At 63.6% G+C, this 26,540-nt stretch carries 26 protein-coding genes; 8 read left to right on the top strand and 18 right to left on the bottom strand.

The features are described 5' to 3' along the window. Positions 1–222: 222 nt before the first annotated feature. A complete protein-coding gene (locus ACNPAA_RS17360) occupies positions 223–1,320 on the bottom strand; it encodes an ISAs1-like element ISAs1 family transposase (protein WP_201872768.1) in 1,098 nt (365 codons plus the stop codon). A 506-nt stretch (positions 1,321–1,826) separates the two neighbouring features. Here ACNPAA_RS17360 and ACNPAA_RS17355 point away from each other — a divergent pair. Continuing rightward, positions 1,827–2,036, top strand: coding sequence for a hypothetical protein (locus ACNPAA_RS17355; protein ID WP_234924991.1), 210 nt, complete (start codon positions 1,827–1,829; stop codon positions 2,034–2,036). Between the two features lie 120 nt (positions 2,037–2,156). Here the strand turns inward: ACNPAA_RS17355 and ACNPAA_RS17350 are convergent, their stop codons facing one another. The 10 genes from ACNPAA_RS17350 to ACNPAA_RS17305 all read right to left on the bottom strand — a co-directional run bounded on the left by ACNPAA_RS17350 (position 2,157) and on the right by ACNPAA_RS17305 (position 11,737). Further along, the gene (locus ACNPAA_RS17350; RefSeq protein WP_173418154.1) at positions 2,157–2,552 is read right to left on the bottom strand and encodes a hypothetical protein; all 396 of its coding nucleotides are present in this window, start codon (positions 2,550–2,552) and stop codon (positions 2,157–2,159) included. Between the two features lie 321 nt (positions 2,553–2,873). Beyond that, positions 2,874–3,479 carry a LysE family translocator gene (locus ACNPAA_RS17345; protein ID WP_173418153.1) on the bottom strand — a complete coding sequence of 202 codons (606 nt, stop codon included), beginning with the start codon at positions 3,477–3,479 and terminating at the stop codon, positions 2,874–2,876. Positions 3,480–3,495: 16 nt separating this feature from the next. Next, on the bottom strand, positions 3,496–4,323 hold the full coding sequence (locus tag ACNPAA_RS17340) for an AraC family transcriptional regulator (RefSeq protein ID WP_010672934.1): 828 nt from the start codon (positions 4,321–4,323) through the stop codon (positions 3,496–3,498). A gap of 144 nt (positions 4,324–4,467) precedes the next feature. Further along, positions 4,468–5,775 carry a ferric reductase-like transmembrane domain-containing protein gene (locus ACNPAA_RS17335; protein WP_417891906.1) on the bottom strand — a complete coding sequence of 436 codons (1,308 nt, stop codon included), beginning with the start codon at positions 5,773–5,775 and terminating at the stop codon, positions 4,468–4,470. Between the two features lie 221 nt (positions 5,776–5,996). Continuing rightward, positions 5,997–7,250 carry a DEAD/DEAH box helicase gene (locus ACNPAA_RS17330; RefSeq protein WP_417891905.1) on the bottom strand — a complete coding sequence of 418 codons (1,254 nt, stop codon included), beginning with the start codon at positions 7,248–7,250 and terminating at the stop codon, positions 5,997–5,999. Between the two features lie 101 nt (positions 7,251–7,351). Continuing rightward, positions 7,352–8,827 (bottom strand): GGDEF domain-containing protein, encoded by a 1,476-nt coding sequence (locus tag ACNPAA_RS17325; protein ID WP_417891904.1) that lies wholly within the window; start codon positions 8,825–8,827, stop codon positions 7,352–7,354. A gap of 219 nt (positions 8,828–9,046) precedes the next feature. Continuing rightward, entirely contained in the window at positions 9,047–9,700 is a 654-nt protein-coding gene (locus ACNPAA_RS17320) for a DUF799 domain-containing protein (protein ID WP_408809228.1), read from the bottom strand. Beyond that, entirely contained in the window at positions 9,697–10,056 is a 360-nt protein-coding gene (locus ACNPAA_RS17315; protein ID WP_080989864.1) for a DUF4810 domain-containing protein, read from the bottom strand. The genes ACNPAA_RS17320 and ACNPAA_RS17315 overlap by 4 nt, the downstream gene beginning before the upstream one ends. An 11-nt stretch (positions 10,057–10,067) precedes the next feature. Continuing rightward, complete coding sequence (locus ACNPAA_RS17310) at positions 10,068–10,739, bottom strand: CsgG/HfaB family protein (protein ID WP_029313711.1); 672 nt, start codon at positions 10,737–10,739, stop codon at positions 10,068–10,070. A gap of 89 nt (positions 10,740–10,828) precedes the next feature. Then, a complete protein-coding gene (locus ACNPAA_RS17305) occupies positions 10,829–11,737 on the bottom strand; it encodes a LysR family transcriptional regulator (protein WP_408809229.1) in 909 nt (302 codons plus the stop codon). A 233-nt stretch (positions 11,738–11,970) separates the two neighbouring features. Between ACNPAA_RS17305 and ACNPAA_RS17300 the strand changes: the two genes are divergently transcribed. Continuing rightward, a complete protein-coding gene (locus tag ACNPAA_RS17300; RefSeq protein WP_417891903.1) occupies positions 11,971–13,197 on the top strand; it encodes an MFS transporter in 1,227 nt (408 codons plus the stop codon). A 7-nt stretch (positions 13,198–13,204) separates the two neighbouring features. Here ACNPAA_RS17300 and ACNPAA_RS17295 read toward each other — a convergent pair whose 3' ends face one another. Further along, a complete protein-coding gene (locus tag ACNPAA_RS17295; RefSeq protein ID WP_201956323.1) occupies positions 13,205–13,666 on the bottom strand; it encodes a hypothetical protein in 462 nt (153 codons plus the stop codon). Between the two features lie 150 nt (positions 13,667–13,816). Here ACNPAA_RS17295 and ACNPAA_RS17290 point away from each other — a divergent pair, with 150 nt between their 5' ends. Both ACNPAA_RS17290 and ACNPAA_RS17285 read left to right on the top strand, forming a co-directional pair. After that, positions 13,817–14,725, top strand: a complete 909-nt coding sequence (locus ACNPAA_RS17290; RefSeq protein WP_039041304.1) for an SAM hydrolase/SAM-dependent halogenase family protein — start codon at positions 13,817–13,819, stop codon at positions 14,723–14,725. A gap of 381 nt (positions 14,726–15,106) precedes the next feature. Continuing rightward, entirely contained in the window at positions 15,107–17,002 is a 1,896-nt protein-coding gene (locus ACNPAA_RS17285; protein WP_417891902.1) for a PhoX family protein, read from the top strand. A gap of 224 nt (positions 17,003–17,226) precedes the next feature. On the opposite strand, the gene ACNPAA_RS17280 is transcribed toward ACNPAA_RS17285, so the two are convergent. Both ACNPAA_RS17280 and ACNPAA_RS17275 read right to left on the bottom strand, forming a co-directional pair. Beyond that, positions 17,227–19,176 carry a MacB family efflux pump subunit gene (locus ACNPAA_RS17280; protein WP_103244282.1) on the bottom strand — a complete coding sequence of 650 codons (1,950 nt, stop codon included), beginning with the start codon at positions 19,174–19,176 and terminating at the stop codon, positions 17,227–17,229. A 2-nt stretch (positions 19,177–19,178) separates the two neighbouring features. Then, a complete protein-coding gene (locus ACNPAA_RS17275) occupies positions 19,179–20,339 on the bottom strand; it encodes an efflux RND transporter periplasmic adaptor subunit (protein ID WP_103244283.1) in 1,161 nt (386 codons plus the stop codon). Between the two features lie 148 nt (positions 20,340–20,487). On the opposite strand from ACNPAA_RS17275, the gene ACNPAA_RS17270 reads away from it, so the two are divergent. Both ACNPAA_RS17270 and ACNPAA_RS17265 read left to right on the top strand, forming a co-directional pair. Beyond that, positions 20,488–21,168 (top strand): response regulator transcription factor, encoded by a 681-nt coding sequence (locus ACNPAA_RS17270; protein ID WP_052815218.1) that lies wholly within the window; start codon positions 20,488–20,490, stop codon positions 21,166–21,168. A 14-nt stretch (positions 21,169–21,182) separates the two neighbouring features. After that, complete coding sequence (locus ACNPAA_RS17265) at positions 21,183–22,502, top strand: HAMP domain-containing sensor histidine kinase (protein WP_234917133.1); 1,320 nt, start codon at positions 21,183–21,185, stop codon at positions 22,500–22,502. 90 nt (positions 22,503–22,592) lie between these two features. Here ACNPAA_RS17265 and ACNPAA_RS17260 read toward each other — a convergent pair whose 3' ends face one another. From ACNPAA_RS17260 to ACNPAA_RS17250, 3 genes are all read right to left on the bottom strand, one after another. Then, positions 22,593–23,003, bottom strand: coding sequence for a DUF6515 family protein (locus ACNPAA_RS17260; protein ID WP_052815220.1), 411 nt, complete (start codon positions 23,001–23,003; stop codon positions 22,593–22,595). A 1-nt stretch (position 23,004) separates the two neighbouring features. Next, positions 23,005–23,298 (bottom strand): hypothetical protein, encoded by a 294-nt coding sequence (locus ACNPAA_RS17255; protein ID WP_042864375.1) that lies wholly within the window; start codon positions 23,296–23,298, stop codon positions 23,005–23,007. Between the two features lie 146 nt (positions 23,299–23,444). Then, entirely contained in the window at positions 23,445–24,005 is a 561-nt protein-coding gene (locus ACNPAA_RS17250) for a carbonate dehydratase (RefSeq protein WP_010672952.1), read from the bottom strand. Positions 24,006–24,226: 221 nt separating this feature from the next. Between ACNPAA_RS17250 and ACNPAA_RS17245 the strand changes: the two genes are divergently transcribed. Continuing rightward, positions 24,227–24,868, top strand: a complete 642-nt coding sequence (locus ACNPAA_RS17245; RefSeq protein ID WP_103244285.1) for a ribonuclease T2 family protein — start codon at positions 24,227–24,229, stop codon at positions 24,866–24,868. Positions 24,869–25,071: 203 nt separating this feature from the next. Continuing rightward, on the top strand, positions 25,072–26,118 hold the full coding sequence (locus ACNPAA_RS17240) for an NAD(P)H-dependent flavin oxidoreductase (protein WP_103244286.1): 1,047 nt from the start codon (positions 25,072–25,074) through the stop codon (positions 26,116–26,118). Between the two features lie 230 nt (positions 26,119–26,348). On the opposite strand, the gene ACNPAA_RS17235 is transcribed toward ACNPAA_RS17240, so the two are convergent. Continuing rightward, the coding region (locus ACNPAA_RS17235) for a hypothetical protein (RefSeq protein WP_417891901.1) at positions 26,349–26,540 on the bottom strand (192 nt) is incomplete at its 5' end.

Below are 26,540 nucleotides of genomic sequence, written 5' to 3'. Positions count from 1 at the left end.
CGTTTCCTGGCGTTGGTTTCTGCCTTGGCGAGGGCCAAGAAATCGATTGGATCGGACATACTGAGTACAGTGAAACCAGAATAGAGCAATTAGATCACATCTTTAATCTGATTGGTATAAGAAGTGGTAAATTTTCTGCGGGTGTTAAAAAAGACATAAACCACCTTTGATAAATGGGCATTGATAACTAGTTGCAGGGCGGGAGCACACTTTGTTGATATTTTAACCAAAGAATAACTGAGCCCGATAGTCGTCATTCCAGCCGGCTCTTTTTAGCTTGTTTCTCTGACTTCGAGCACCACAATTGCTCTGTTTTACGATATTCAATACGAACCGCCGGAATAGCGCCATATTCTCGACCGCATCCTCCATCGCTATCCTGGAAGCATCCTCGTTGAACACCACATCAAGAATGTAATGCTGGCTGTTCTCTATCCGCCAGTGCTGCCGTATATAGTGCCCTAGCAGCTTGTGCTTGGGGGATAACGAGCTGACATAGTAAGAGGTATCTACCGTTCCTTTTCCGTTGGCGCTGCGGTGACGCTCAACGGCAATGATGCTGCGGATTGTCGGCCATTTCTCCGTCAACTCTGGCGGTAATTTGGCTTTTAATTGAAACACATAACGCTCTTCCTGGCGGCCATGTCCACTCTCTTTGTGCTCGACGACAATCTTCTCTTTCGGGGCGTCAAACAGTGACTGGAATTGCGATTGAACCGCTTGATACAGCTTCGGTTGATTATTCTTGACCTGTACCACTACATGAGCCTTCTTCTCGCTGATTTTCTCCAGTGTCTCACGCTGACAATGCAACGCATCGAGTGTGACAACGGCTCCTTTTAGCTCAAGAATGTCCAGCATATCTTTGACGGTTTCGATTTCCCCCTTCTTGTTAGGGGTTGCTTTCTGGCTTAACACCAGCCCATTTTCGGTATCGTAAGCCGTAACCAACTGAAGCGCATCCTTGGCATTTCCCCGAAAGGAGCCGCGTAACACCTTGCCATCAAAGGCAATGATGGGTTTGCCCTGATGAGTGCGCTGTTCATTGACCCAGCACAGCAACGCTTCAAGCAAGGTATCGATGACAATGCAGCGCAGAATGCGGGCAACCGTGTGACGCCGCGGGATGCCGTTGGCAAAGGGGCGATGCTGACGCAGCCAATCGATCTTTGAATCGCCATAGGTTTCGATGTCATTCCAGCCCTCGGCACCACTCATGATGGCACTGATGACAAGGAACATGACATCAACCAGGTTATGTTTACGATTGATCTCAGAGCGAGTTTCTTCGACAAGGGTAAGGTGTTCAATCAACGTCATAGCGCGTGCCTCCTGCATGGAGACGCGATTAGATCACAGACGATCTGCCTGTTCAAATTTCATTAACAAAGTGCGATCCCGCCCTGTAACTAGTTGTAAAAATGTAGTTGGGAGTGTTAATTCGTGTTCACAACACTATTGCAATGGCTCGTTTTGGTCAATTCTTTGTTTGATGTTTTTTTAAAAAAATGAAAGTGCTACGTTGTCATGATTTTGTGTGATCTTGTATTATTTAGAGAGGATGGAGTGGTATTTTGTTCCGATGAAAGGCTTTATAGGGATATTGATTTCCACTTTTTCAGTCCGAATAAAGATACGGTGAGAGAGATGCCTGCAGATTGCTCTTCATACAAGCATGGAGAGAAGAGCCTATTTCGCCATCTTCACCCTGGCTTCACACAACCTCATTTTCCCTTCACAAATCCCCCGTATTTTCTGCCCACTGATAAATGGGCCCGGCTTGTCACAGGGGTGATGAGGGGCCGGTCGGAGCGAGGGAGCAGATGATGAAAGGTTGGATAAAGTGCGGGCTGGCCGGGGCCTTGATACTGGTGGCGAGCTTCTGGGGCGGCAGCGTGCGTGCGGAGCAGATGCCCATTGGCACGGATGGCGCCCTGCCGGGGCAGCTAGTCGCCCAGGCTGCGGCGCTCCAGACGGACACTAATTTGCTGCCGCTGAGGGCTCTGCCATCGGTTGTTGCCGGGCGTGGCACCTGAGGGAGTTGATACCGGCCTTTTTAACCAGAGCGGGCCGGTGACGTCACGGCACAGTGCGCATCAACACAGGTCGGGCTGGCTACTGCGTTTGGTGTTGAGCATCACACCAGGCCGGGTTGGTCACTGAGCCCGATATTGCGCATCCAGCCAGGCGATGGCCTCTTGGGGGTCGTTGAATGCCTGGATATGGTCCGGGTGGGTGAGGGAGAGGCAGGAGAGGGCGATGTGATGGAGCACCTTGGCCGAATAGAGGGAGGCGATGGCCACCAGATTCTTCTGGGTCAGCCACTGGTAGGTCTCCTGCAGATGGGGCAGGGCAGATAGCACCACCCCCTGATGCTGGCGATGGTCCACCAGGGCGCAGAAAGGCTTTCCATCCAGGCTGTTCACCACGGACTTTATCTGTGCAATCCACGCCAGCATACCCTCTTCATTGAAAGGGCCGATCAGCTCGCAGGTGACCAGGTGTTCCTGCACATTGAAGATGAACTCACCGTGCTTTTTATCAAAGGACATACAACATTCTTATCCATGACCAGGGGCGGCAAGATGATGCTTATTCATTCCGTATGCATCAATACCCGAATGAGGGTTTTGGTCATGGAATCGTATTGCTGCGTTGACGCCAGATGAGGGAAGGGGTCTGCCTCTGGTACCGAAGCGATCCATGGGTAGCTCCACGTAGGGCACAAGACCCTGTGAGGATAGCCGGCTCATGGAGAGAATGACCCGGGCAAGGCCGGCGCAGCAGTGTCCGGCCTTTGTCTGCTCGGCGAAGGCGACACCCCGGCATAGGTGGGCGTTTCACCGGGGTTCTTGATGGAGCGCTTCGCCTGATCAGCCGGCCAGCGGTAGATAGACATGTTGGTAGGCCAGGGCGATGGCGCTGTAGAGCAGCAGGGCGGCCATCAGCAGGTTGAAGTACCTGAACCAGCGAGGATGTTGAAGATGACGTCCGATGAGACTGCCCGCCATCGAGTAGCTGCCGGGGGCGCCGGCGGCCAGCAGGCCGAGCAGCAGGGACCAGGGCAGCAGGCTCCAGCCGTGGATCTGGGCTGCCGGGAACTGGATGCTGGTGATGGGCAGGGTGGCGATCATGGCCTTGGGGTTGAGCAACTGGATGACGAAGCCGCTGCGCACCCCCAGAGGGCGGGCAGGCGCCTCGTTGGCACCGAGCTCGCCGCTGTCGCTGGTGATCTTGATGGCGAGATAGGCGATATAGAGGCACCCCACCAGGCTGACATAGATCAGGGTATCTTCCCGCACCAGGCGGGTGCCCGCCCAGCCAAAGAGCAGCAGGAGCACGAACATCGCCAAGCCGACCCCGAGGAAGAAGCCAAGGGAGGCGCGGGTGCGGCCACCCAGGCCTGCATTGAGGCCGATGAGGTTGACGGGGCCAGGGGTATACATGATGCCGATGGCATAGGCGAGAAGCTCAATCATGGGGTGTTCCTTGGGCTCAGCGGATCAGGCTGGCACTGTATTGGGTGGGAGTCATGCCATAGATGCGCTTGAAGCGACGGTTGAGGTGACTGAGATCGGTGAAACCGTAGCGGTACACCAGATCCTGCGCCGACTCTCCGGCGGCCAAGGCGCGCCGTGCGGCATTGATGCGGCAGTTGATCACGTATTGATGGGGTGTGATGCCAAGCTGTTGGCGAAACAGCCGCAGGAAGTGGTACTTGGAGATGTTGGCCGCCGCGCTGATGTCGGCCAGGGAGATATCCTGCTGGAAGTGGGCGTGGATAAAGTCCCTGGCCTGCAACAGGAGGCGATCGATGCGGCTCACCCGGCCATTGGGCTCAAAACGTCCCGCCTGCTGCATCACCCGGGTGGCGAGGCGATAGAGGGCAAACTCCTGCTCTATGCTGTCGGCCTGGCCGCGCACCGCCTGGGCCAGCTCGAGGATGCAGGCGCTCAGCGCCTCATCGCGCACCAGGGGCTGCAACAACCGATAGGTCCCCATTGCCCGCTCGCCCGCGGCATCGGCAAACAGCGGGGTGAGTTCGTGGGGCGGAATGTAGAGCATGGTGTAGTCGAGGCTGGCGTTGTCACCGGCATGACCGTCGTGGACATCCCCGGGATTGAACTGGATGACGCTGCCTGCCGGGCTGGAGTGGGCTCCGCCGTGGCAGAAGAAGTTCTGCCGCCCGGCCAGAGTGACCCCGAAGGAGTACTCCTCGTGGGCGTGACGGTCGTAGCGAAATTCCGTCATGTTGACCCGCAGCGCAGTCAGGCTCGCCAGGTGCTGACTGTGTGCGAATATGAACTGGTTGTCCTGCGCCATCTTTCCCTCCTGAACCAGACTGCCTCCCTAATCTAGCCCCAAGCCTGTGCCGCCCGCTTGGACAATCTTGCTGTTTGCCGGCCCGAGTGCGCCTCGCACCGAGAAAAACGGCGCTGCCGATGGCTGGCTGCACCGACTGGCCCGTCAACGGAAGCGGAACAGCTCCCGGTGCAGCGGGGTGGCCAGGCGGGCATCCAGGCTCTGGGCCATGGGCTCTGGGCCGCAGAACCACACCGGGGTGTGCTGGCGCTCGCCCAGGGCGACCAGATCCAGTCGGCCGCGCTCGGACTCCAGATGCAGCCGGTAGTCGATCCCGACCCTGCGGCACAGATCGGCCAGCCGACTGTGATAGGGGGCGGCCTCGGCGGAGGGGGCGCATTGCAGCAAGGTGGTGCCGGGGCGTTGTTCACCACGGCGTACCAGGGCCTCCAGCCAGGCGATGAAGGGGGTGATGCCGATACCGGCGCCCACCCAGAGCGCGGGGGCGGGATCCGGCAGGGCGAAGGCGCCATAGGGGCCGGTCACGATCACCGTATCCCCCACCTTGAGGTGGCGGTGCAGCCAGCGGGTGTGATCCCCGAGGGCGCGCACCGCCAGGGTCAGGGTGCGGCAGTCTGCCGAGACATCGACCAGGGTGTAGGGGTGGGGCTCGCCGCGCCCGGCAAAGTCGAAGAAGGCGAACTGCCCCGGGCGATAGCCGAGCAGGGGCGCGGTGAGGCCAACCCGGATCTCCAGGGTGCGCTCGTCCAGAGGGGTGAGGGCGCTGACCGTCCCCTGACGGCGTGCGTCCCGTCCCACCCGGCCAAACAGGGAGTAGAGCGCCCCCAGGGCACCCAGCCCGCCGCCGATAAGCAGGGTCAGGCCGACCGGGGTCAGGGCGCCGATGCGCGGCAGCAGGCAGAGCCCGTGCAGCCAGCTCATCAGATAGATGACCGGGGCCAGCCGGTGAACCACCTTGAAGCGCTCGTAGCGCACCACCGCCAGCAGGCTTACCACCACCAGGGCCAGCAACAGATAGAAACCCCACTCCCCCAGGGTATTGCCGAGGCTGTGCCAGAGGGCATCGTTACCAGCACCAGCACCAGCACCAGCACCAGCACCGCGGCGCGCCGGCCGGGTCAGCCAGTCGGCGGCGACGGCCCACTTGGGGGCTTCCACCAGCAGCCAGTGGGCCACCAGGGTGCCGGTGGCCCAGAGGGCGCTGCTGCGATGCAGGTGCAGCATGCGATCCAGCCCGCCGCACCAGGCTTCGAGCCTGGGCAGGCGCAGGGCCAGCAGCAAAGAGAGGGTCATGGCGCCGAGGCCAAGCAGACCGGTCAGGATCAGCAGCTCGTGGCGCCAGGGCCAGACGCTGGCGGGCCACTGGGTGAGACCAGCGAGCCAGAGCAGGGTGAGGGTCAGGGGCAGGGCCCAGACGAGGGATGCGGGTTTCATGATGTCCTCCTTGTCCATGCCTCCATTGCACGCCTGCTTTGTGGCGAAAGTGTGCCCCCTGACTACCTCTTTTGTAGCAGAGTGTGGCAAAGGGTCGCCGGGTCAGGGCAAGCGGGCTGAGGAGGGGGGCGCGGGGCAGAACAGGGGGGCAGGAAAGCGGTTGGCGTCACCCCACAGGCCTGGGTCTGGAGAGGGGTGATGCTGGGGCAGGCGCATGGCTGCCCCAGCAAACAGTCGTGTCAGGATTTTCGTCCCTTGCCGCCCTTGTTGCCCGCGAGGGCCTGCTTTCTGGCCTTCTGCTTCTGGGCGCCCTTGCTGGCGCGGCGCGGCTCGGGGTCGAAGCGGGTGAGATCCGGCTCAAAGCCCGGGAACCACTGCTGGGGCAGGCGGGTATCGAGCACGGCTTCGACTTTTTCCAGCAGGGGGGGGTCTTCCGGGCTGAACAGGGTGATGGCGAGCCCCTTGTTGCCGGCGCGGCCGGTGCGCCCGATGCGATGGACGTAATCCTCGGGCTGATGGGGGAACTCCAGATTGATCACATGGTTGAGATCCGTGATATCGAGGCCGCGGGCCGCCACGTCGGTGGCCACCAGGGCCTGCAAGGTGCCGGCGCGAAACGCCAGCAGCACGTTTTCCCGCGCGCTCTGTGACAGATCCCCGTGGAAGGCGAGCGCATTGATGCCCCCCTTGCCAAGCTGCTGGGCCAGCTTGTCCGCCCCCTGGCGAGTGCGGCTGAAGATCAGCGCCGGCGCCCAGCCCTTCACGGTCAGCATGTGCTCGACCAGCGCCACCTTGCGATCGCTGTCCACCGCATAGACCCGCTGCTCCACCTCGGCCGCCGTGGTGTTGCGCGGTGCCACTTCCACCAGCGCCGGGTCGCGCAGCAGTACCTTGCAGAGGGCAAACAGGTTGTCATCGCAGGTGGCCGAGAACAGCAGGGTCTGGCGATCCGCCGGGATTTGCTTCAACAGCGCCTGGATCTCGTCCATAAAGCCCATGTCGAGCATCCTGTCCGCCTCGTCAAACACCAGATGGCGCAGTTCGGCCAGCGTGAGCGCCCCCTGGCGCAGGTGATCGAGCAGGCGGCCCGGGGTGGCGATGAGGATATCCACCCCGGCGTTCAGCGCCTCCACCTGTGCGGCGATGCTCACCCCGCCGTAGACCAGCGTGCTGGTGAGAGTGGTGCCCCTGGCGTAGCGCGCGACGCTCTCGGCAACCTGCACCGCCAGCTCGCGGGTCGGCACCAGCACCAGGGCGCGGATGGGGCGAGGGGACGCCTCTTGCGGCTGCTGCATCAGCCGCTCCAGCAGCGGCAACACGAAGGCGGCGGTCTTGCCGGTGCCGGTCTGGGCCCCCGCCATCAGATCCCGCCCCGCCAGAATGGCGGGAATGGCGCTGGCCTGCACCGGGGTGGGGGCGGCGTAGCCGAGCTCGGTCAGGGTTTGCTGCAAGCGGGGGGAGAGGGCCAGTTCGGCGAAGGAGGCAATGGACATAGGGCACCAGTATGGGGTTATCCCGCCCCGTGGCAGGGACGGAAACAATCAGCGTGGCGGGATGGTAACAGATAGCGGGGGCGCGGCAGAAGCCGGGCCGCTCAGGGGGCCGAATTGTCACCCGGATCGCGGACAAGGCGGATGGTTTGCCCCTGGTAATAGGCGATATTGCGCTTGCCGTGCTGCTTGACGTGATAGAGCAGGTCGTCGGCCAGTTGCACCGCCTCGGCCACCGTCAGGTAATCGCGAATGCGGGTTACTCCGGCGGAGAAGGTGATGGGGGCGGGCAGCTCGGGGATGCGCAATGGCCGCTCCAGCAGGCGGGCGGCGGAGTGATGCATCATTTTGTCATCGTCCATCCCCTTGAACAGCACGATGAACTCTTCCCCGCCCCAGCGAATGGCGACATCGCCCTTGCGGATATTGGTCTTGAGGTGATTGGCGAAGGCGACGAGCGCCAGGTCACCCACCCCGTGACCATGGGTGTCGTTGACGGACTTGAAGTTGTCGATGTCGAGGATCATCAGGTAGTCGTGCTCCCGCAGCAGCGCCTGATTGAGGATGTCACGGCGTGGCAGCCGGGTCAGGTGGTCGGTCTGGGCCAGGATGCGCAGACGGGTAACCAGGCTGCGCCCCGTCAGCATGATCAGCAGCAGGATGATGAGATAGAGCTTGAAGGCCGCCCCGTAGAGCACGGAGCGGATGAAATCGCCGTAACTGTATGACCACTTGAGGTAGAGATCATTGCCTGCCTGAGTGCGCATCAGCGGCGTGCTCAGGCAGAGGTGGAACGGGCGGCAGGGCTCGACCTCTTCGAAGGAGAGGACGGTCCGGGTCGGATTGAGGCTCTCGAAGGGGTGCAGCACATCCTTGAACGCCCGGTCGACGGCGATGTCGATGCCCTTGAGTCCATAGCGGTAGTCCTTGATGGCGGGCTCGTAATAGACGAAGGGGAAGTAGAGGGTGATGGTATTCAGTCCGGTGAAGGTGTCGGTGTAGATCTCGGATACCCAGGCTTCATCCGTGCTGCAGGGGACATGGGTGGAGGCGAAGGAGGCGCAACCGAAAAAGTGGGTCCAGGGCTCGATGTCATTGAGGTCGGTGTTGACCGGGAGCAGCTGGCTCGGCAGCATCCCCTTGTTGGCGACCATGCCAAGCAGGCGGCGATCGTCATAGAAGGCGTAGAGGTTGAGGACCTCGGGGTTGGAGATGACGTACAGGTAGGCGAGGAGCATCTGGTTGGCCGGGGGCAGCACGGGAATGACCGCCAGGCGCTTCAGGGTGGGGAGATCATAGCCATAGGCATAGGCCGCCGCATCCCCGTTCTCGCTGAAGATGGGCATCTTGATGCTGCTGTTGTCGATGAAGTCAGCCAGTTTCTCTGGCGCCAGGATGCGGGCCCGCTGATAGAACACCTCGAACAGGTTGGCTTGCTTGGCGGTAATGAGCGCCATATCGTGCCTGATGACGAAGTAGGTGTAGTTGCACACCAATCCGAGCCCCATCAGGGCCAGGCAGAGCCAGCCAAACCGGTAGAGCCATTGACGGGGGATGATACGCAACAGTGATCCAGCCATGCAGTGAACTCGTCCATGGTGACAGAGGCCATTCTTGTAACTGATTTTGCCGGGCATCACCAGATGAAGTTGGTGGGTCGTCACCCGGCATGCGCAAGAATGAGCCAACAATATCAAAAAGATAGACGATGAGGCGTCATGCGATGTCAGGCAGGGGAAAGGGGGGGCGACTGAAACAAGAGGGCATGGCGCCCTCTTGTGTGGACTGTGACGGGCGCCTTAGCGAGCCTGGTATTTCGGCGAGCGGGGGCCATGGAGGATGCCGTTGGGCATGTCGGCACTGAGCAGCCTGACGCTGGTGATACCGGCGATTTCATGGCCCTTGTCGGTAAGGGTGTTGGCAATCTGATTGACCACCGCCACCACCAGCATGCCGATGAGGCCGCCCCCCGAATTGCCCTGCTGCTCGGCACTGCTGGCGCTGGCACTGCCTTCCCACAACAGCTTGCCGGTGCGCAGATCCACCAGGCGGGCACTGGCGGTGACCACTGTCTCGCTGGAGATGACCAGATAGCTGGTGCCGTACTCCTTGATGTCGAGGTAGAGGGCGGTATCGGCTCCGTAGATCTCGTGGAGCTTCTTGATGGGCAGCGCCTGGATGTCGGCGGGCTCGGTCACGCCGTTCTGCCGGAACGTCTCGTTGGTGACCGCTACCGGCAGCACGTAATAGCCGGACTCGGCGAGCGGATAGGTGATCTGGGATTGCAGGCTGGGGCCCGCCTTGATGTCCGGCGAGTGATTCACCGGCGGCAGCACCAGAATGGAGGTTGGTCTGCTCTCCTTGAAGTTGCTGTAGTCGTAGCCGGGGCCCTGTGCACAGCCGCCCATGAGGAGGGCGCCCAGCGTGAGGGCAAGGAGGGTGCGCAGGGTCATTGGGTCTCTCCCTTCTTGCTAGACATCAGGAAGTTCATGAAGGGGGCCGATTCGGGGAAGAGGCGCTTCTCGGTTTCGAACTGCTCGCGAGTCTGGGCATCCTTGCCGAGCTGGGCGTACAGCATGCCGAGGTGTGCGTGAAAGCCCGGTGGCACAGCCTGCCCCTTGGCGCTCGCTTCTTGCTGGTTTTTCTCCAGCGCATCGATCTGCGCTTCGACCCCGGTGTCGTCACCCTGCATGTGCTGGTAAACCACTCCCTGATATTGATCCCAGTTGTAGAGCGTCTGCGGCCCCTGGGCGCAGGCGCTCAGCAGCAGGCCGCTGACCAGCAGCAGGGAAGGACGGAACAGCGTCATCTCGTCTCTCCTCATTGGGCCGGGCGCCAGGCACCGGTCTCGATGCCGTTCACCAGATTGTTGACGGCCTCGCGGATGGCGAGATCCAGCACCTTGCCGTTCAGGGTGGAGTCGTAGCTGGCGGTGCCGCCGAAGCCGACGATCTCGCGGTTGGAGAGTTCGTACTCCCCGGCACCCTGGGAAGAGAAGACCACTTCCGAGGTGGTGACGTTGACGATGTTCAGGTTGACCTTGGCATAGGCGATCTGTGACTTGCCGCGACCCAGGATGCCAAACAGCTGATGATCACCGACTTCCTTGCGACCAAACTCGGTGACGTCGCCGGTGACCACGTAGTCGGCGCCCTTGAGTTGCTGAGCCTGTTGCTTGATCCCGGCTTCGGCCTGGATCTCCGCCATGTTGTCGCGATCCAGCACGCTGAAGCGGCCGGTCTGCTGCAGGTGGGTGATCAGCACGGTTTTCGCCTGGTTGCCCAGCCGGTCCACGCCGTCGGAGAAGATGCCACGCATGTAGCTGGAACGGTTGTCGAACTTGCCGACGGCGATGGGGCTGCGTGCGCCCTGATAGTGGCTCTGATAGGAGGCAACCTTGGGTACCTCCAGGGTGCGCGACGACTCGCTCGCACAGGCTGTCAGCAAGCCCGCCATCAGGATGACACTGGATGAAACAACAAACTTCTTCATGTAAGGCCCCGTTATCAAAGGAAAAAACAGCGGCGGACTCTAACATGGTTCGTTGCGAAGAAAGTACCCCGTATGGGGGGCATACCCGCTCAATCCCTGTGCGTTTGACAGGGGGGGGCGGAGGGCTGGGTCTGTTGCAGGGGCTGGAACACCTCCTCCAGGGCTGCCACCAGGGCGCGCATTCGGCCCGTCTTCTGCACATCCGGGTGCAGCACCATCCAGATGTCGATGGGATCGTGCTGGTCAGGCAGCAGGCGCACCAGGGCGGGGTCTTCCTCGGCGAGGAAGGTGGAGAGCAGGGCGATTCCGAGCCCCTGCCGGGCGGCGGCCATCAGCACCAGCTGGGCATTGCTCTGCAGGACCACGTTGGGTTCGTGGAGCGGTTCGCCGCACAGACTCAGCCAGTGACGGGCCACCAGCTCTTTGGGAAAGAGCAGCAGGTCGTGCTCTTGCAGTGCCTGACCCGAGCGGGGCGTGCCCCGTCTGGCCAGGTAGTCGGGAGAGGCGTAGAGCCCCATCTTGATGGTGGCGAGCCGTTTGACCACGAGATCTCCCTGCTCGGGGCGCACGCTGCGAATGGCGAGATCCGCCTCCTGATTGGGGATGTCGCTCACGCTGACGGCGGTCAGCAACTTGAGGCGGATGCCGGGGTGGCGCTGGCGCAGCAGGGTGAACGCGGGCAGCACGAAGCCCTGTGCCAGGGTATCCGTGGTGGCGATGCAAAGCTCCCCTTCCAGCTCCCCCAGGCTCGCGGTGCGCATCATGGTCAGGGCCGCCTGCGCCATGGCCTCGGCCTGGGGCAGCAGCGCTTCCCCCAGGGGGCTGGGGCGATAGTGTCTTGGGGTGCGGATAAACAGCTTGGCCCCCAGCTGCTGCTCGAGCAGGGTGATCCGCCGCCCGACGGTGGCCTGATCCACCCCGAGCTCGAGTCCGGCCTGCCGCAGACTGCCCCGCCGTGCCAGGGCCAGGAAGAAGCGGGCATCGTCCCAGTTGATCATGCTTGCTCCTCACTCAAGCAGAACGCCCGATTGGCGCCGCAATATTAGATGCCAGCGGGGATGGCAGCACAAGGGGATAGACCGGGTTCGGTGCCCCGGCCAAGGGCGCGCGCCACCCCGACGTGATGCAGGATTGAGTCGGCGTGATGCAGAACTGCCGCAGTCCGGGGTGGGCGGGATCGCTATGATGTCGCTCCCGATTGCGGTTTCATTCGTCTGCCACTGGAGTGTCCATGTCTGTCTCAAGCGTTCCGGCTTGCGAGCCAGGTCAGGTTGTCCATCCTCGTCTGCGCTGGTTTCTCTCCCTCGCCCTGATGTCGGCCCTGCTCAACAGCAGCGTGCCTACCCCGCTCTATCCCCATTACCAGGCGGCGCTGGCGCTGAGCGATCTCGGCCTCAGCCTCATCTATGGCGGCTATGCGGGGGGCGTGCTCATCGCCTTGTTCGGGGTGGGCCACCTGGCGGGACGCGTGGCGGATCTGCGCACCCTGATCCTGCCTGCCCTGGTGGCGGTCGGGGGCGGGGCACTGCTCTTCTCCCTGGCCGACAGCTTCTGGGCCCTTTTGCTGGCGCGGCTGCTGGCCGGGATTGGCACGGGCAGCCTGACCGGCGCCGCCAATGTGGCGCTGCTGCGTTTTGGCCCCAGGGATGGGGGCAAGCGGGCGGCGCTGAGCGCCACATTATCGTTCACCGCCGGGCTGGCCCTTGGCCCCGTGTTCAGCGGGCTGGCGCTGCAGCAGGATCTCTACCCGACCACGCTGCCGTTTTTGCTGATCCTGGGGATGGCGGCCTGCGCCATCGGGGGGCTGGTGTTGAGCTGGCCCAAAGGGGTCAGGGCGACGGAGGCCGCCCCGAGCGGGCAGAGTGGCGGCTCCCTGGGAGAGGGGCTCAGGGCCACGGGGGCCGGGTTCTTCCTTTGCGCCCTGGCGCTCTTCACCGCCTGGGCGGTGGCGGCCAGCTTGCTGGCCATGGGTCCCAAGGTGGTGAGCGAGATGCTGGGCATGACGGATTTGGGGCTGTTCGGCTATCTTGTCGCGGCCTATCTGGTCTTCTCCGGGCTTTGCCAGCTCTGGGCCCGTCGCCTCGATGCCCGCCATACCCTGCAAAGCGGCGTGCTGGCCCTGGCGCTGTGCGTACTGCTCTTTGCCGGGGCCGTTCACGGCCTGCCCAGCTGGCTGGCGGGACTCGGGCTGCTGGTGGCGGGCTATGCCCAGGGGGCCGTGTTCGTGGGCAGTGCGACCCTGATCAATCGCATCGCGCCCCCGGCCAGCCACGCGCGGCTGCTCTCCCTCTTCTATGTGATCGCCTATGTGGCGAACTGGGTACCCGTGTTGCTGGGCTGGGTGAGCGACGGGGCCGGTCTTGGCGTCGCGCTGGATCTGCTCTTCGTCGGCAGCACCCTGACAAGCCTGGGGCTGGCCTGGGCGGTGTCTCGGCGGCGCTTCGAACCCGCTGTGTGACAAGGCATCACCCATCGACCAGGGCGACGCTCCCGGCATCCAGATGGTGCATCCACTCCCGCAGGATCAGCAGGGCGGCGGCGATGCGCTTCTCCCTCGGCAACTGGGCCGATGCCAGGGGATCCCCCTCCACCATGGCGGCAAGCTGGCCGAACAACCGCTCTATGTTCTCCCGGCTCTGCACCCGGTTGCCGAGCACCTCGGCCAGGGGCTCCGGGCTTTGCAGGTGCAGCACGGGGTGGGGCGGGATCCGTGCCGCGAGGGGCATCAGCACATCCTCCACCACCATGATGGCCTGCTCAAGCTCCAGGGGCGTCGGCGGATCCCGGCGAAAGGGTCCCGGGGTCAGAGCATCGAGCCCCAGTGTCAATGCAAATGTCTGGCTGGTGCCATCGGCCGCGGTGAGCGCGACCTGGCTTCGGGTATTGCCCAGGCTCAGCAAAATGGTGTCGTGATGCTCTCTGGTCATCTGGTGTGCTCCCGGCGTTGGATGCCCCATGGATACACCCGCACGGGGCGGATTGGCGAGTCATTTCGCCCCCCATTCGGGCATCAGGGGTTGCAAAGATTCCCATGAGTGGCAATCTGGACGTCCAAACGTCTTTAAAGGAGCCCTGACATGGATATTCGTATCGTCCCCCGCGCCCTCGTGCTCGCCCTCTCTCTGGTGGGGGCGAGTGCCCTTGCCAACGAGGCTCTGGTGTTCCAGACCGACTTCGGTCTCAAGGATGGCGCCGTCTCGGCCATGAAGGGGGTCGCCTTCGGGGTGGACCGCACCCTGCCGCTCCATGATCTGACCCACGAGATCCCGGCCTACAACATCTGGGAAGCCTCCTACCGCCTCTATCAGACCCTGCAATACTGGCCCGCGGGCACCGTCTTCGTCAGCGTGGTGGACCCCGGTGTCGGCACCGAACGCAAGTCGGTGGTACTCAAGACCAGGAGCGGCCACTACATCGTCAGCCCTGACAACGGCACCCTGACCCTGGTGGCGGAGCACTTCGGCATCGAGGCGGTGCGCCAGATAGACGAGAAGACCAACCGCCTCAAGGGCTCCGAGAAGTCCTACACCTTCCACGGCCGCGACGTCTACGCCTACACCGGCGCGCGCCTCGCCTCCGGTGCCATCAGCTTCGAGCAGGTGGGGCCCCTGCTGCCCGCCGAGGTGGTGACCATCCCCTATCAGCCCGCGGTGGCCGAGCAAGACGGTACCCTGAAGGGCACCATTCCGATCCTGGACGTGCAGTACGGCAACGTCTGGACCAATATCGACGACAGCCTGCTGACCAAGGCGGGTATCCACAAGGGGGACAACGCCTGCATCAGGATCAGCGAAGGGGATGCGCTGAAATACGAGGGCAAGGCCCCCTACGTCAGCAGCTTTGGCGATGTGCCGGAGGGCCAGCCCCTGGTCTACCTCAACAGCCTGTTGCAGGTGTCGGTGGCGCTGAACATGGACAGCTTCGCCGCCAAACATCAGGTGCAATCCGGCGCCAACTGGCATATCAGCCTGAAGAAGTGCGGCTAGACGCTGCCAGCGGGTGCTATCCGGTACAAACGGGCATAGCAGTCTGAAGAAGTGCAACTAGACGCTGCCAGCGGGTGCTATCCGGTACAAACGGGCATATCAGTCTGAAGAAGTGCAACTAGACGCTGCCAGTGGGTGCTATCCGGTACAAACGGGCATAGCAGTCTGAAGAAGTGCGGATAGGGTTCAACCCTTCTGTCGGCGACATGTCTTTCGGGGCGGTGGGACTGGTGTCCACCGCCCCTTCTCTTTGGCGATGGCGTCTTGCCGGGCCAGCCGGTTATCTCATCATTTGTCATCCTTGCTTAATAAAGCGCTGCCATGCTGTGGCCGGACGCCGTGATGACGCAATGATTGTGCCGAGATAACAAGGAAAAGCCGATGAGCCGTTTTGACGAGAAAGACAGTGCCAACCACCCCCGCGAGCAGGAGCCGGCGTTCAACCGCCTCATCGAGGCGGGCCTGAGCCGCCGTGGCTTCCTCAAAGGGGTGGGCGCCGCCAGCATGGTGGCTTTCTTTGCCGCGAGCCCCGTGGCCCAGGCCGTGGCCGCCGCCACCCGGCCGCTGCTTGGCTTCCAGGCCGTTCCCGCCTCGGTGGCCGACACCATAGTGGTGCCGCCCGGCTACAAGGCCGAGGTGCTGATCGCCTGGGGAGATGCCCTCTTCCCCGATGCCCCCGCCTTTGCCCAGGGCAATGATGCCAAGGCCCAGGCCCGCCAGTTTGGCGACAACAACGACGGCATGAGCTTCTTCTCCCTGGGCCCGGATCGCGCCCTGCTCGCCGTCAACAACGAATACACCAACTACGAATACCTGTTTGCGGATGGCGGCAAGGCCCTCAGTGCCGGCGCCGTCGCCAAGGCCCAGGCGGCCCACGGGGTCTCCCTGCTGGAGCTGGTACGCAAAGATGGCAAGTGGCAGGCCAACCCCAAGGGGGCCCTCAACCGCCGCATCACCGCCACGACCCCCATGACATTGAGCGGCCCGGCGGCGGGCCATGCTCTGCTCAAGACCCAGGCCGATCCCGAGGGGCGCACCGCCCTTGGCACCTTCAACAACTGCGCCAATGGCCAGACCCCTTGGGGCACCTACCTCACCTGCGAGGAGAACGTCAACGGCTACTTCGGCAGTGCGGGCAAGCCGGTGCTGGACCAGCGCGCCGCCCGCTACGGCCTGGCCGCCGAGGATGCAGGCTTTGGCTGGCACAAATTTGACGAGCGGTTCGATCTCGCGAAGCATCCCCAGGAGCCGCACCGCTTCGGCTGGGTGGTGGAAATCGATCCCCGCGATCCCGCCTCCACCCCGAAGAAGCGTACCGCCCTTGGCCGCTTCAAGCATGAGAATGCGGCCTTCACCGTCAACCAGGATGGCCGCGCCGTGGTCTACCTCGGCGACGACGAGCGGGGGGAGCACATCTACCGCTTCGTCTCGAAGAACAAGGTGGCGCCGGGCAACGATCCTGCGAACCGGGATCTGCTGGACGAGGGCACCCTCTATGTGGCTCGCTTCGAGGCCAGGGAGGGGGAGCTCAAGGGCACCGGCCAGTGGCTGCCCCTGGTGCACGGCCAGCACGGCCTGACCCGGGAGAACGGCTTCGCCGATCAGGGGGAGGTGCTCATCTTCGCCCGGGAGGCGGCGACCCGGCTGGGCGCCACCACCATGGACAGGCCCGAGTGGGTGGCCGTGCATCCCCACAGAGCCGAGGTCTACTGCACCCTGACCAACAACAAGAACCGCGGCCTCAAGGAGAACCAACCTCTCGATGGCGCCAATCCCAGGGCCGAGAACCCCTATGGCCAGATCATCCGCTGGCGCCCGATGGGGGACGATCACGGGAGCGATCGCTTCGAGTGGGATCTCTTCCTGCTGGCGGGCAACCCCGGCGTGCACAAGGAGGGGCTGATGGCGGGCAGTGCCAACATCCACCCGGACAACATGTTCAACAGCCCGGACGGCATCGGCTTCGACGAGGCGGGGCGGCTCTGGATCCAGACCGACGGCGACTACTCCAACGAGAAGCAGTTTGCCGGCATGGGCAACAACCAGATGCTGTGCGCCGATCCCGCGAGCGGCGAGGTGCGCCGCTTCCTGACCGGCCCCGTGGCCTGCGAAATAACGGGCCTCACCTTCACGCCTGACTGGCGCACCATGTTCGTCGGGGTGCAGCACCCGGGTGAGGAGGGGGCGCCCTCCCATTTCCCGGACGGCGGCACCGCCATTCCCCGCTCCGCTGTGTTGCGGATCACCCGGGACGATGGCGGCATCATCGGCGCCTGATGGCCCGGGGTAACCGACTGGCCCGTGATGACAAAAGCCGCCTTCGGGCGGCTTATTTTGTGGGTATGGCGGGCGGGAAACAAAAAAAGACCGGGTACGGGACCCGGTCAAAGAACCCGCGCATTCAGGGAAGAAGTGCGGGCGTTCAGGCTTGGTGGCGGGGCCGGGCATCGGCCCCTGATCCGGTGTCGGGGTGAGTGGCGTCACCCCGGCGTCAATGCGGGCTATTCGCGCTCCAGTGCGTGGATGGGATCCAGCCTGGCGGCCCGGCGGGCCGGGGCGAAGCCGAATATTACCCCGATCAGGCTGGCGCAAAGGCAGGCCACCCCCATGGCGGCAAGGGAGTAGCTCATCCGGACGCCGCTGCTGAAGTGGTCGAACAGTTGGCCCAGCAGCAGGGAGAGGGCGATGCCGAGCACGCCCCCCAGCAGGCAGATCAGCACGGCTTCAATGAGGAACTGCTGCTGGATATCCCGGGTCCGGGCGCCGACCGCCATCCGCACCCCTATCTCCCGGGTGCGCTCGGTGACCGAGACCAGCATGATGTTCATCACCCCTATGCCCCCGACGATCAGGGAAATGAGGGCGATGAGGGCGATCAGCGTGGTCAGGGTGGCGCTGGTCTGGCTGATGGTCTGGCGGATGCTGTCGGTGTTGAGCAGGAAGAAGTCCTGGCTGCCGTGGCGCAGGGTGAGCAGGCGGCTGATGCCGTCCTGGGCGGCGTCCAGGCTCACCTCGTCCCGTACCCGCACGCTGATGCTGCGCAGATGGCTCTGCCCCAGCAGGCGGCTCATGGCGGTGGTATGAGGGATCCAGACGTTGAGGGTCTCGTCGCTGCCAAAGCCGCTCTGGTTCTTGATGGCGACCCCGATCACCCGGCAGGGCAGATCCCCCAGCAGGATCACCTGGCCCAGGGGGGACTGGGTCGGGGCGAACAGCTTGTCCCGGGTGTGCTCGTCGATCACCACCTCCTGGGCCAGGCTCTCCTCGCTCTGGCGATCAAAGCCCATGCCCTGGGCCAGGCGATAGCCCCTGACCTGGAAGAACTGGGCGCCGACGCCGTTGATGGTGCCGGAGACGGCGGTGCTGCCAAGGCGCAGGGTGGCGCTGGTGCTGAGGCTGGGGGTGACGCTGTGCACGTAGTCCAGCCGGGCGATGGCCTCGGCGTCCCCGATCCGCAACGTCTGTATGGTAGCGGAGCGCATGTCCCCGAAGCCGCGGCCGGGGAACACTTCCAGGGTGCTGGTGCCCATGGCGTTGATGTTCCCCAGCACCCGCTCCCGGGAGCCCTGCCCGAGGGCCACCACGGTCACCACCGAGGCGATACCTATGATGATGCCGAGCATGGTGAGAAAGGTGCGCAGACGCTGGGCAACCATGGCCTTGAGGGCCATCTGCAGGGCATTCCCGAGCCCCGCCATCCGCGGGGTCTTCCCCCTGGCGGACGTCTTGGTGGCGGCCTGGGTCGCCTGGGGAAGGGCCTGTGGCTCGCGCGTGCGGCGATCGGCGATCACCCGGCCATCTTTCAGTTCGATGATCCGCTCGGCGTGGCGGGCGATGTCCATGTCGTGGGTGACGATCACCAGGGTGTGGCCCTGGCGATGCAGAGCTTGAAGGCTCGCCATCACCTCGGCGCCGCTCTGGCTGTCGAGGGCCCCGGTCGGCTCGTCGGCCAGGATCACCTCGCCGCCGTTGATGAGGGCCCGGGCGATGCTGACCCGCTGCTGCTGGCCGCCGGAGAGCTGGCTTGGCTTGTGTTCGAGCCGGCTGGCGAGGCCGAAGCGGGTCAGCAGGGCCTCGGCCCGCTGGCGTCGCTCGGCCGGATCCAGACCGGCGTAGAGGGCGGGCACTTCCACATTGGTGCGGGCATCGAGATCCGCCAGCAGGTGATAACGCTGGAAAATGAAGCCGAAGTGCTCCCGGCGCAGGGCGGCGAGCTCGTCCCGGCTGAGGGTGGCAGTGTCGCGCCCGGCCACCAGATAGGCCCCCTCGCTTGGCTGATCCAGGCAGCCCAGCAGGTTCATCAGGGTGGATTTGCCGGAGCCCGAAGCGCCGACGATGGCCACCATCTCTCCACGGGCGATCGCCAGATCGATGCCATCGAGCACGGTGACGGTGCGCTCACCCTCTTTGAAGTGGCGGCGGATGCCCCGCAGTTGCAACAAGGCGCCCATGGTCACATCCCCATGGGGGGCGGCATGCCCCCGGCGGCGTTGCTCTGGCCTGCACTCACTTCGCTGACGATGACCCGCTCACCGGCGCTCAGGCCCGACAGGATCTGGGCATCCACCTTGTTGTTCAGGCCGACCCTGACCTGGCGCAGGCTGATCCGGCCTCCGTCGTCGATCACCCTGACCTGATCCCCCTGCAGGGCGATGGCCGGGATCACCAGCGCATCTTTGAGCCGGGCGACCACCAGATAGACCTGGGCCGTCATGCTGATCCTGAGCTGACCATCCTGGTTGGGCACCTCGAACAGGCCGTGATAATAGATGGCGCTGCTGTCGCTGCTGCTGGTGGTGGTGTCGTCGTCATTGATGGTGTCGGGGGCGGGCTCGATGGCCCGCAGGGATCCCTCGAAGCGGCGCTGGCTGTTGCCAAGAATGGTGAAATAGACCGGCATGCCGACCCGGACGTTGATGACGTCGGCCTCGGAGATCCTGGCCTCCACCGTCATGGTGTCGAGCTGGGCAATCTTGAGCAGGGTAGGGGTGCTCTGGCTGGCGTTGAGGGTCTGCCCCTCCTCCACCGGCATGGCCACCACGGTACCGGAGAGGGGGGCCAGGATCCGGGTATACCCCAGGTTGACCCGGGCGGTGTCCACCGCGATCTCGGCCTGCACCCGCTGGGCGTTGAGGGCCCGGATATCGGCCAGGGTCTCGTCCAGGGTCGCCTTGGCGCTGTCATGGTCGGCCGTGCTGCCAAGGCCTCTTGCGACGATCTGCCGCTGGCGCTGGTATGCCAGGCGAGCATTGCGAAGGGTGGCCTCTTTGGAATCCAGCTGGGCCTGGAGGTTGTCGCGCTGGGCCAGGGCATCCTTGAGGGCGTTCTGCTGGGGCAGATCGTCGATCTCGACCAGCAGCTCCCCCTGTTTGACCTCCTGCCCCAGAGTCACGTGCAGTTTCTTGATCTGGCCCGACACCTGGGCGCCCACGCTCACCTGCTTGCGCGCCTTCAGGGTGCCGTCCGCCATGATGAGCTGCTCCAGATCCCGGGTCTCGGCACTGGCGGTGATGTAGTCGCTGGCGGGTGCCTTGGCTTGGGGGCGCCAGGCCAGCAACAGGGCGAGGGCGCACAGGGGCAGCAGCCAGAAGAGACGAGGGGAGAACGTGGGCATGACAACCTGTATCCTGAATGACGATCACGGCGGCACTCTACCCCAGAGCCGGGTTAAGGCTCTTTGCGCCAAGCGTAAGGGTTTCGTAAAAATGGCTGCCAAGTGCGTGGCAAGCGGCGAAAATGGCCGCCGACAAGGGAGACCGCATATGAAGATCCTGCTGGTGGATGACGATGCCGAACTGGGCGCCATGTTGAGTGAATACCTGGGGGGAGAGGGGTTTGATACCACCCAGGTGCTGACCGGAGGGGAAGGTGTTCACCATGCCCTCTCCGGCCGTTACAGCGCCCTGCTGCTGGATGTGATGCTGCCCGACTTGAGCGGCACCGAGGTGCTGCGCCAGGTGCGCCAGCGCAGCCGCCTGCCGATCATCATGCTGACCGCCAAGGGGGACAACGTGGATCGAGTGGTGGGACTGGAGATGGGGGCCGATGACTATGTGCCCAAACCCTGCTACCCCAGGGAGCTGGTGGCCCGGCTGCGGGCCGTTCTGCGGCGGGTCAACGAGGGGGGGAGCGCAACCCCCTCGCCGGATGCCCTCATCCTCGGGGATCTGACGGTCACCCCGGCCAACCGGGTCTGTCTCTGGCAGGGGGAGCCGCTGGAGCTGACCGCCACCGAGTTCAACATGCTGGTGTTGCTGGTGCGAGCACCGGAGCAGGTGGTCACCAAGGACACCCTCTCCCTGCAAGGGGTAGGGCGCCCGAGGGAGGCCTATGATCGCAGCGTCGATGTGCACATCTGCAACCTGAGGCAGAAACTGCAACAGATGGCGGGGGAGGCCGTCACCATAGAGACGGTGCGCAGCATAGGGTACAAGATACGGTGATCCTCAAGGGACGTTTGTTCTGGAAGATTCTGCTGGGGTTCTGGCTGGCCATCGTGCTGGTCAGCCAACTGCTCTGGCTCGGTTTTCGTGCCGAGCGTGACCCCCCGGAAGAGCACCTGGCCCAGCAGTTGGCGAACCAGCATCTGGAGATGGCGGCAGCCGTGCTGGCAAAGGGGGGAGTCGAGGCTGCGACGGCATTGAGCCAGGCCATGTCGCCGCCGTTGCTGCAGATAACACTCCTCGATGTCTCCGATGCGCCTCCCCGGCCAGCGCCCCGGGCATCCAGGTTGACAGCCTCCGGGGAACCTGGCCCGGGCATCGTGCTGACACGCACCGTGATTGCCAGCGACGGGCAGACCTATCTGCTGCAGACCAGAGTGGACCCGCGCGTCCTCCCCGGCGGGCCGGCTCCCGGCCCCCTCTCCTGGCTCAACATTCCCCCGCCCATGCTCTGGATTGGCGGCCTGGGGGGACTCTTGTTCAGCATTCTGTTCGCCTGGCACCTGACCCGGCCCATGAACGCCCTGCGGCGCAGCTTCGATCGGGTAGCCAGGGGGGATTTGGGGGTCAGACTCTGGCCCGCTCTGCGCTGGCGCCGGGACGAGCTGACGGAGGTGGCGAAGGAGTTCGATCTCATGGTGGAGCGGTTGCAGCAACTGGTCGAGGGGCGCGAGCAACTGCTTCACGACGTCTCCCACGAGCTGCGATCCCCCCTGGCCCGCATCCAGATGGCCATCGGCCTGGCGGAGCAGCGCCCGGAGAAGGCGAGCGACGCCCTGGCGCGGATCCGGCTCGAGACGGAGCGGATGGACAGGATGATAGGGGAGCTGCTGACCCTCTCCCGTGCCGAGCAGGGCCACGGGCTTGAGCAGAGCCACTATGACCTGCTGGCGCTGGTGGAGACCGTCGTCCAGGATGCCAGGTTCGAAGCCCAGCAATCCGGGGTCGAGATAGGGCTCGAGGCGGCGCTGGAGGAGGGTTGTCTCCTGCTGGGGCATGCCGAGCTGGTGCGCCGCGCCGTGGAGAACGTGGTGCGCAACGCCCTGCGTTTCTCGCAGTCGGGCCAGATGGTGAATGTTCGCTTGCTGCGCCTGGGCCAGGGGGTGCAGCTCTCCATCGCCGATCGGGGGCCCGGGGTGGAGGAGGGGAAGCTGGCGGGGATCTTCGACCCCTTCGTGCGCATCGGCTCACCCCGCATGGGCAAGGGCTACGGGCTCGGGCTCGCCATCGCCCGCAAGGCGGTGATTCTACAGGGCGGTACCATCCAGGCGCGCAATCGCGCACAGGGGGGGCTGAGAGTGACCATGACGCTACCCCTGCATGACCCGTCTTGAGGTACGCGGCTCAGACCCGAGTGGGGTAAACACCCCGGTAATGAAAGAGGGGGCCAAGGCCCCCTGCTCGTATCTGTTCCTCCGTGCGATTCAGCGCAGCGCCGCTGGCGGCGGCACCTCGGTGTAGCGCCCGTCTATTTCTCGCAGGTAGTAGTGACCCTCCCTGACGTAATAGCGGCGGCCATCCAGATCAAGAGGGATGAGCCCTGTCTCTGCCCCCACCAGGACCTGAGGAGGTGGGGAGACCACCACATAGTGGTTCTCCTGCCGGCGGTAGAAGATGCCGTCGAGCACATAGTAGGTGAGCCCGGCCAGCAGCAGGGTTTCCACCCCTCCCGGCAGCCTGTCTACGCGGTGGCCGAAGCCGGGGCCAGCCCCATGGCCGTACTGTGGGGCAGGGCTCTCCCATCCGCTCGGTCTGCCCATGTTCCCCGGACCCGCCATGGCGGGCAGGGCGATGGCCATGGCAAGCAGCCAGAGTGAAGGGCGGTGCAGACTCATCTCACTGCCCTTTGAGCGGCGCACCGGCGGGTTGGGGTTTGAGTGGCTGGGGCGGCAGTTCGTGCACGCTGACCGTGACCTCGTAGCGGGTATCCGGCTTGGCGGCATCAATGTTTTTGGACAGCGCCTGGACCAGGGCCTGGGGATCCGCACCCTGCTTGCTGGCGTGATAGAGCACGGAGGGGGGCGGTGTCATGGGGCCTCCCTGGCGGGCGCCCATCGGGGGCGGCATCTCGCCGGCATGAAGGAGCGTGGTGCCCAGCAGCAGGGCAAGGGCGACAGGATAGCGTGACATGATGATGACTCCATTGATGGGAACGCCCCCATCAAACGCGACGCGTGCGCCCGGCTCAACCACCTTTACACCCTCTTTTCGCCCTCTTTACAGTTGTGACAACGGGCGCCGTGGCGCCCGTTGTGTGTCGTGAACCGCTCGCCGGATCAAAACTCGTTGGAGAGCGCCTTGTAACCCCTGACCAGGTCGATGTTGGTGTGAGCCACATCCTCGGAGAACTCGGTGGCGTCCACGGTGACGCGCGGGATCTGCGCCAGATCGCTCTGCTGGTTGATGCGGGTGGTGGAGGGGACATAGAAGCCGGGGGGAATATCGCAGCCATCGACCACGGAGTTGTGGCGAACCACTGACCCTTCGCCGATGTGGCAGTTGAACAGCACGCTGTTGAAGCCGATGAAGACCCGGTTACCCACTTCGCAGGGCCCGTGGACGATGCTGCGGTGGGCGATGGAGCTGAACTCGCCGATGGTGACGGCAGCGCCGGATTTGGAGTGGATGACGACGCCATCCTGAATGTTGGAGTTGGCGCCGATGACGATGGGTTCCATGTCACCGCTCTCGTCCACTTCGTCTGCGCGGATCACGGCATAGGGGCCGACAAACACGTTCTCCTTGATGATCACCTTGCCACAGATGATGGCGGTCTTGTCGATATAGGCGGATTCGTCGATAACGGGCAGGTGACCTGAGGGATTCTTGCGGATCATGTTACGTCCTGTTGCTGATGAAATCGGGGAAACGTGGCGCGTCATGAAGGCCCGCCGGAGAGCCAGCTTACGCCTCTGATCCGGCAGGGGAAACCTTTTACTGGTCTGACCCACAGTGAGTAAGGCCATTTTGAGCGATTGTTCTTTGACTCCCTGTTATGGGAGCATGAGGGCGCAAAATGGGGCGCCACCGGGTGCAAAGAGATGAGGGGGAACGAGAGATGAAGCAGGTCATGGTATGGCTGGTGGGGTCGCTGTTGTGGATCTCCGCCGCCCAGGGCAAAGGCTATGCGGGGGAGTTTGACTATTACGCCATGGCACTCTCCTGGTCGCCCGAGCACTGCGCCATCAAGCCAGGGGATCGGGAGCAGTGCGCCCGCAAGCTGGGGTTCGTGCTGCATGGGCTCTGGCCCCAGTATCAGCGCGGCTACCCCGCCAGCTGCACCCGCGAGCGGCTGGATGCGGATATGGAGCAGCAGTTTGCCGGGCTCTACCCCAGCCGCTTCCTCTATCGCCATGAATGGGAGAAGCACGGCACCTGCTCCGGCCTGAGCCAGCAGGCCTTCCATAAGCTGGCCAGCGATCTGCGCCAGAAGGTGAAGATCCCGGCCTCCTATCAATCGCCGGAAGAGCCGCTGCGCAAAAGCAGCTTCCAGCTCAAGGCTGATCTGGCGAGCGCCAGCGAGTGGCTGGCCCCCGATAACATCACGGTGGCCTGCGCTGATGGGGGCCGTTTCCTGCGGGAGATCTACATCTGCATCAACAAGCAGGGGACGGATGCCGTTCCCTGCTCCGACGAGATGCAGAAGCGGGAGCGCCGCTCCTGTGGCCAGCCGGACTTCCTGCTGCGCAGCGTGCGTTGACACTTCACGTTCGGGCCCTTCGCGGGCCCGATGTGCCATGAACCTCAAGGGGCCTGATGGATGAAAGCGAAGACAGGATGTCTGGCCGGAAACTGGACAGGCGACATCGCCAGACGACGTGTCAGCACGTCAGGTGCGCTCTGCCGACTCAACCCGCCTCTGGCGCACAATCAGACTCACCATCAGAAACAGGAAACCGTCATATGACGCCCTTTGCCGAACTGGGGATGCGCTATCCCGTCATTCAGGCCCCCATGGCGGGCGTGCAGGACTGCGCCCTGGCGATGGCGGCGACCAGTGCGGGGGCACTGGGCTCCCTGCCTGCCGCCATGCTGAGTGGTGCCGATCTGCGCCAGGAGCTGAGCCGCCTCGCCGCCAGCGGGCCGGGCCCATACAACATCAACTTCTTTTGCCATCGGCAGCACGAGCCGGAACCGACAGCGGAGCAGCGCTGGCGCCAGGTGCTGTCACCCTATTACACCGAGTTTGGGGTGGATGCCGCTGCACCGTCGCGTGCTCCCGCTCGGGCCCCCTTCAATGATGAGCATGCGGCTCTGCTTGCAGAGTTCAGGCCTGCCGTGGTCAGTTTCCACTTCGGCTTGCCCGAGCCCGAGTTGCTTGCCCAGGTAAAAGCCACAGGCGCAAAAGTGTTTGCCAGCGCCACCACGGTGGCAGAAGCGCAGTGGTTTGCTGACCACGGAGCCGATGCCGTCATCGCCCAGGGGCTGGAGGCGGGTGGCCATCGCGGCCATTTCCTGAGTGAGGATCTCAGCTTGCAGCAGGGCACCTTTACCCTTCTGCCACAGGTAGTGGCGGCAGTAGCGATCCCGGTCATCGCTGCAGGAGGCATAGTCGATGGAAAGGGCATCAGAGCCGCCCTTGCTCTGGGAGCGAGCGCCGTGCAGGTGGGAACGGCGTTCCTCTGTTGCCACGAGGCGACGACCTCGCCCCTGCACCGTGCGGCGCTGCAGGGGAGGCATGGCCAACACACCGCACTGACCAATCTGTTCAGCGGCCGTCCGGCGCGGGGGATAGTCAACCGCTTGATGCGGGAACTCGGCCCCCTTTCGGTGCTGCCGCCAGACTTCCCGTATGCCAGCGGCGCATTGGCTCCGTTGCGTGCCGCAGCCGAAAAGGCGGGTGACCGCGGTTTCTCGCCACTCTGGGCCGGGCAGAATATATCGGGTTGCCGCTCCATGGCGGCAGCCGAGCTGATCGCTGCCTGGGTTGCTGAGGCAGGACTGGTCTGAGCGTCACTTTGCGATTCTCTTCCTTTATATACGGATTGATATGGTCAGCAACCCTTCGAACAGGAGACGGTCAGAGAGGAACGGGAGGTAATAGGGGGCAGAATGAGCCCTTCCCGGGCTTGTCCTGTGGGTAAGTCTGTATAAAAACTGTGTTTTGATATGAATAACTAAGAATTGGCATTTTTTTGCAATTTTATTGCGATGAGAGCTTGCCAATGTGATCTATGTCTCTATAATGCGCCTCCATCGACAGGGCAAGCGGCAACGCAAACAAGCCAGTCGGTGCCTCGAAAAAGCCTTGGAAAATAAGGCTTGACTCGAGAAGGCGGTTGAGTAGAATGCCACTCCCGCAGCAGCCAAAAGCTGCGTCGCTCTTTAACAATTTGAATCAAGCAATCTGTGTGGGCACTCACAGCATCGAG

The organism is Aeromonas sp. PS2Canimalfood6 (assembly GCF_048276795.1).
GTDB lineage: Bacteria > Pseudomonadota > Gammaproteobacteria > Enterobacterales > Aeromonadaceae > Aeromonas > Aeromonas caviae.
This window is presented reverse-complemented; position numbering and strand designations above follow the sequence as displayed.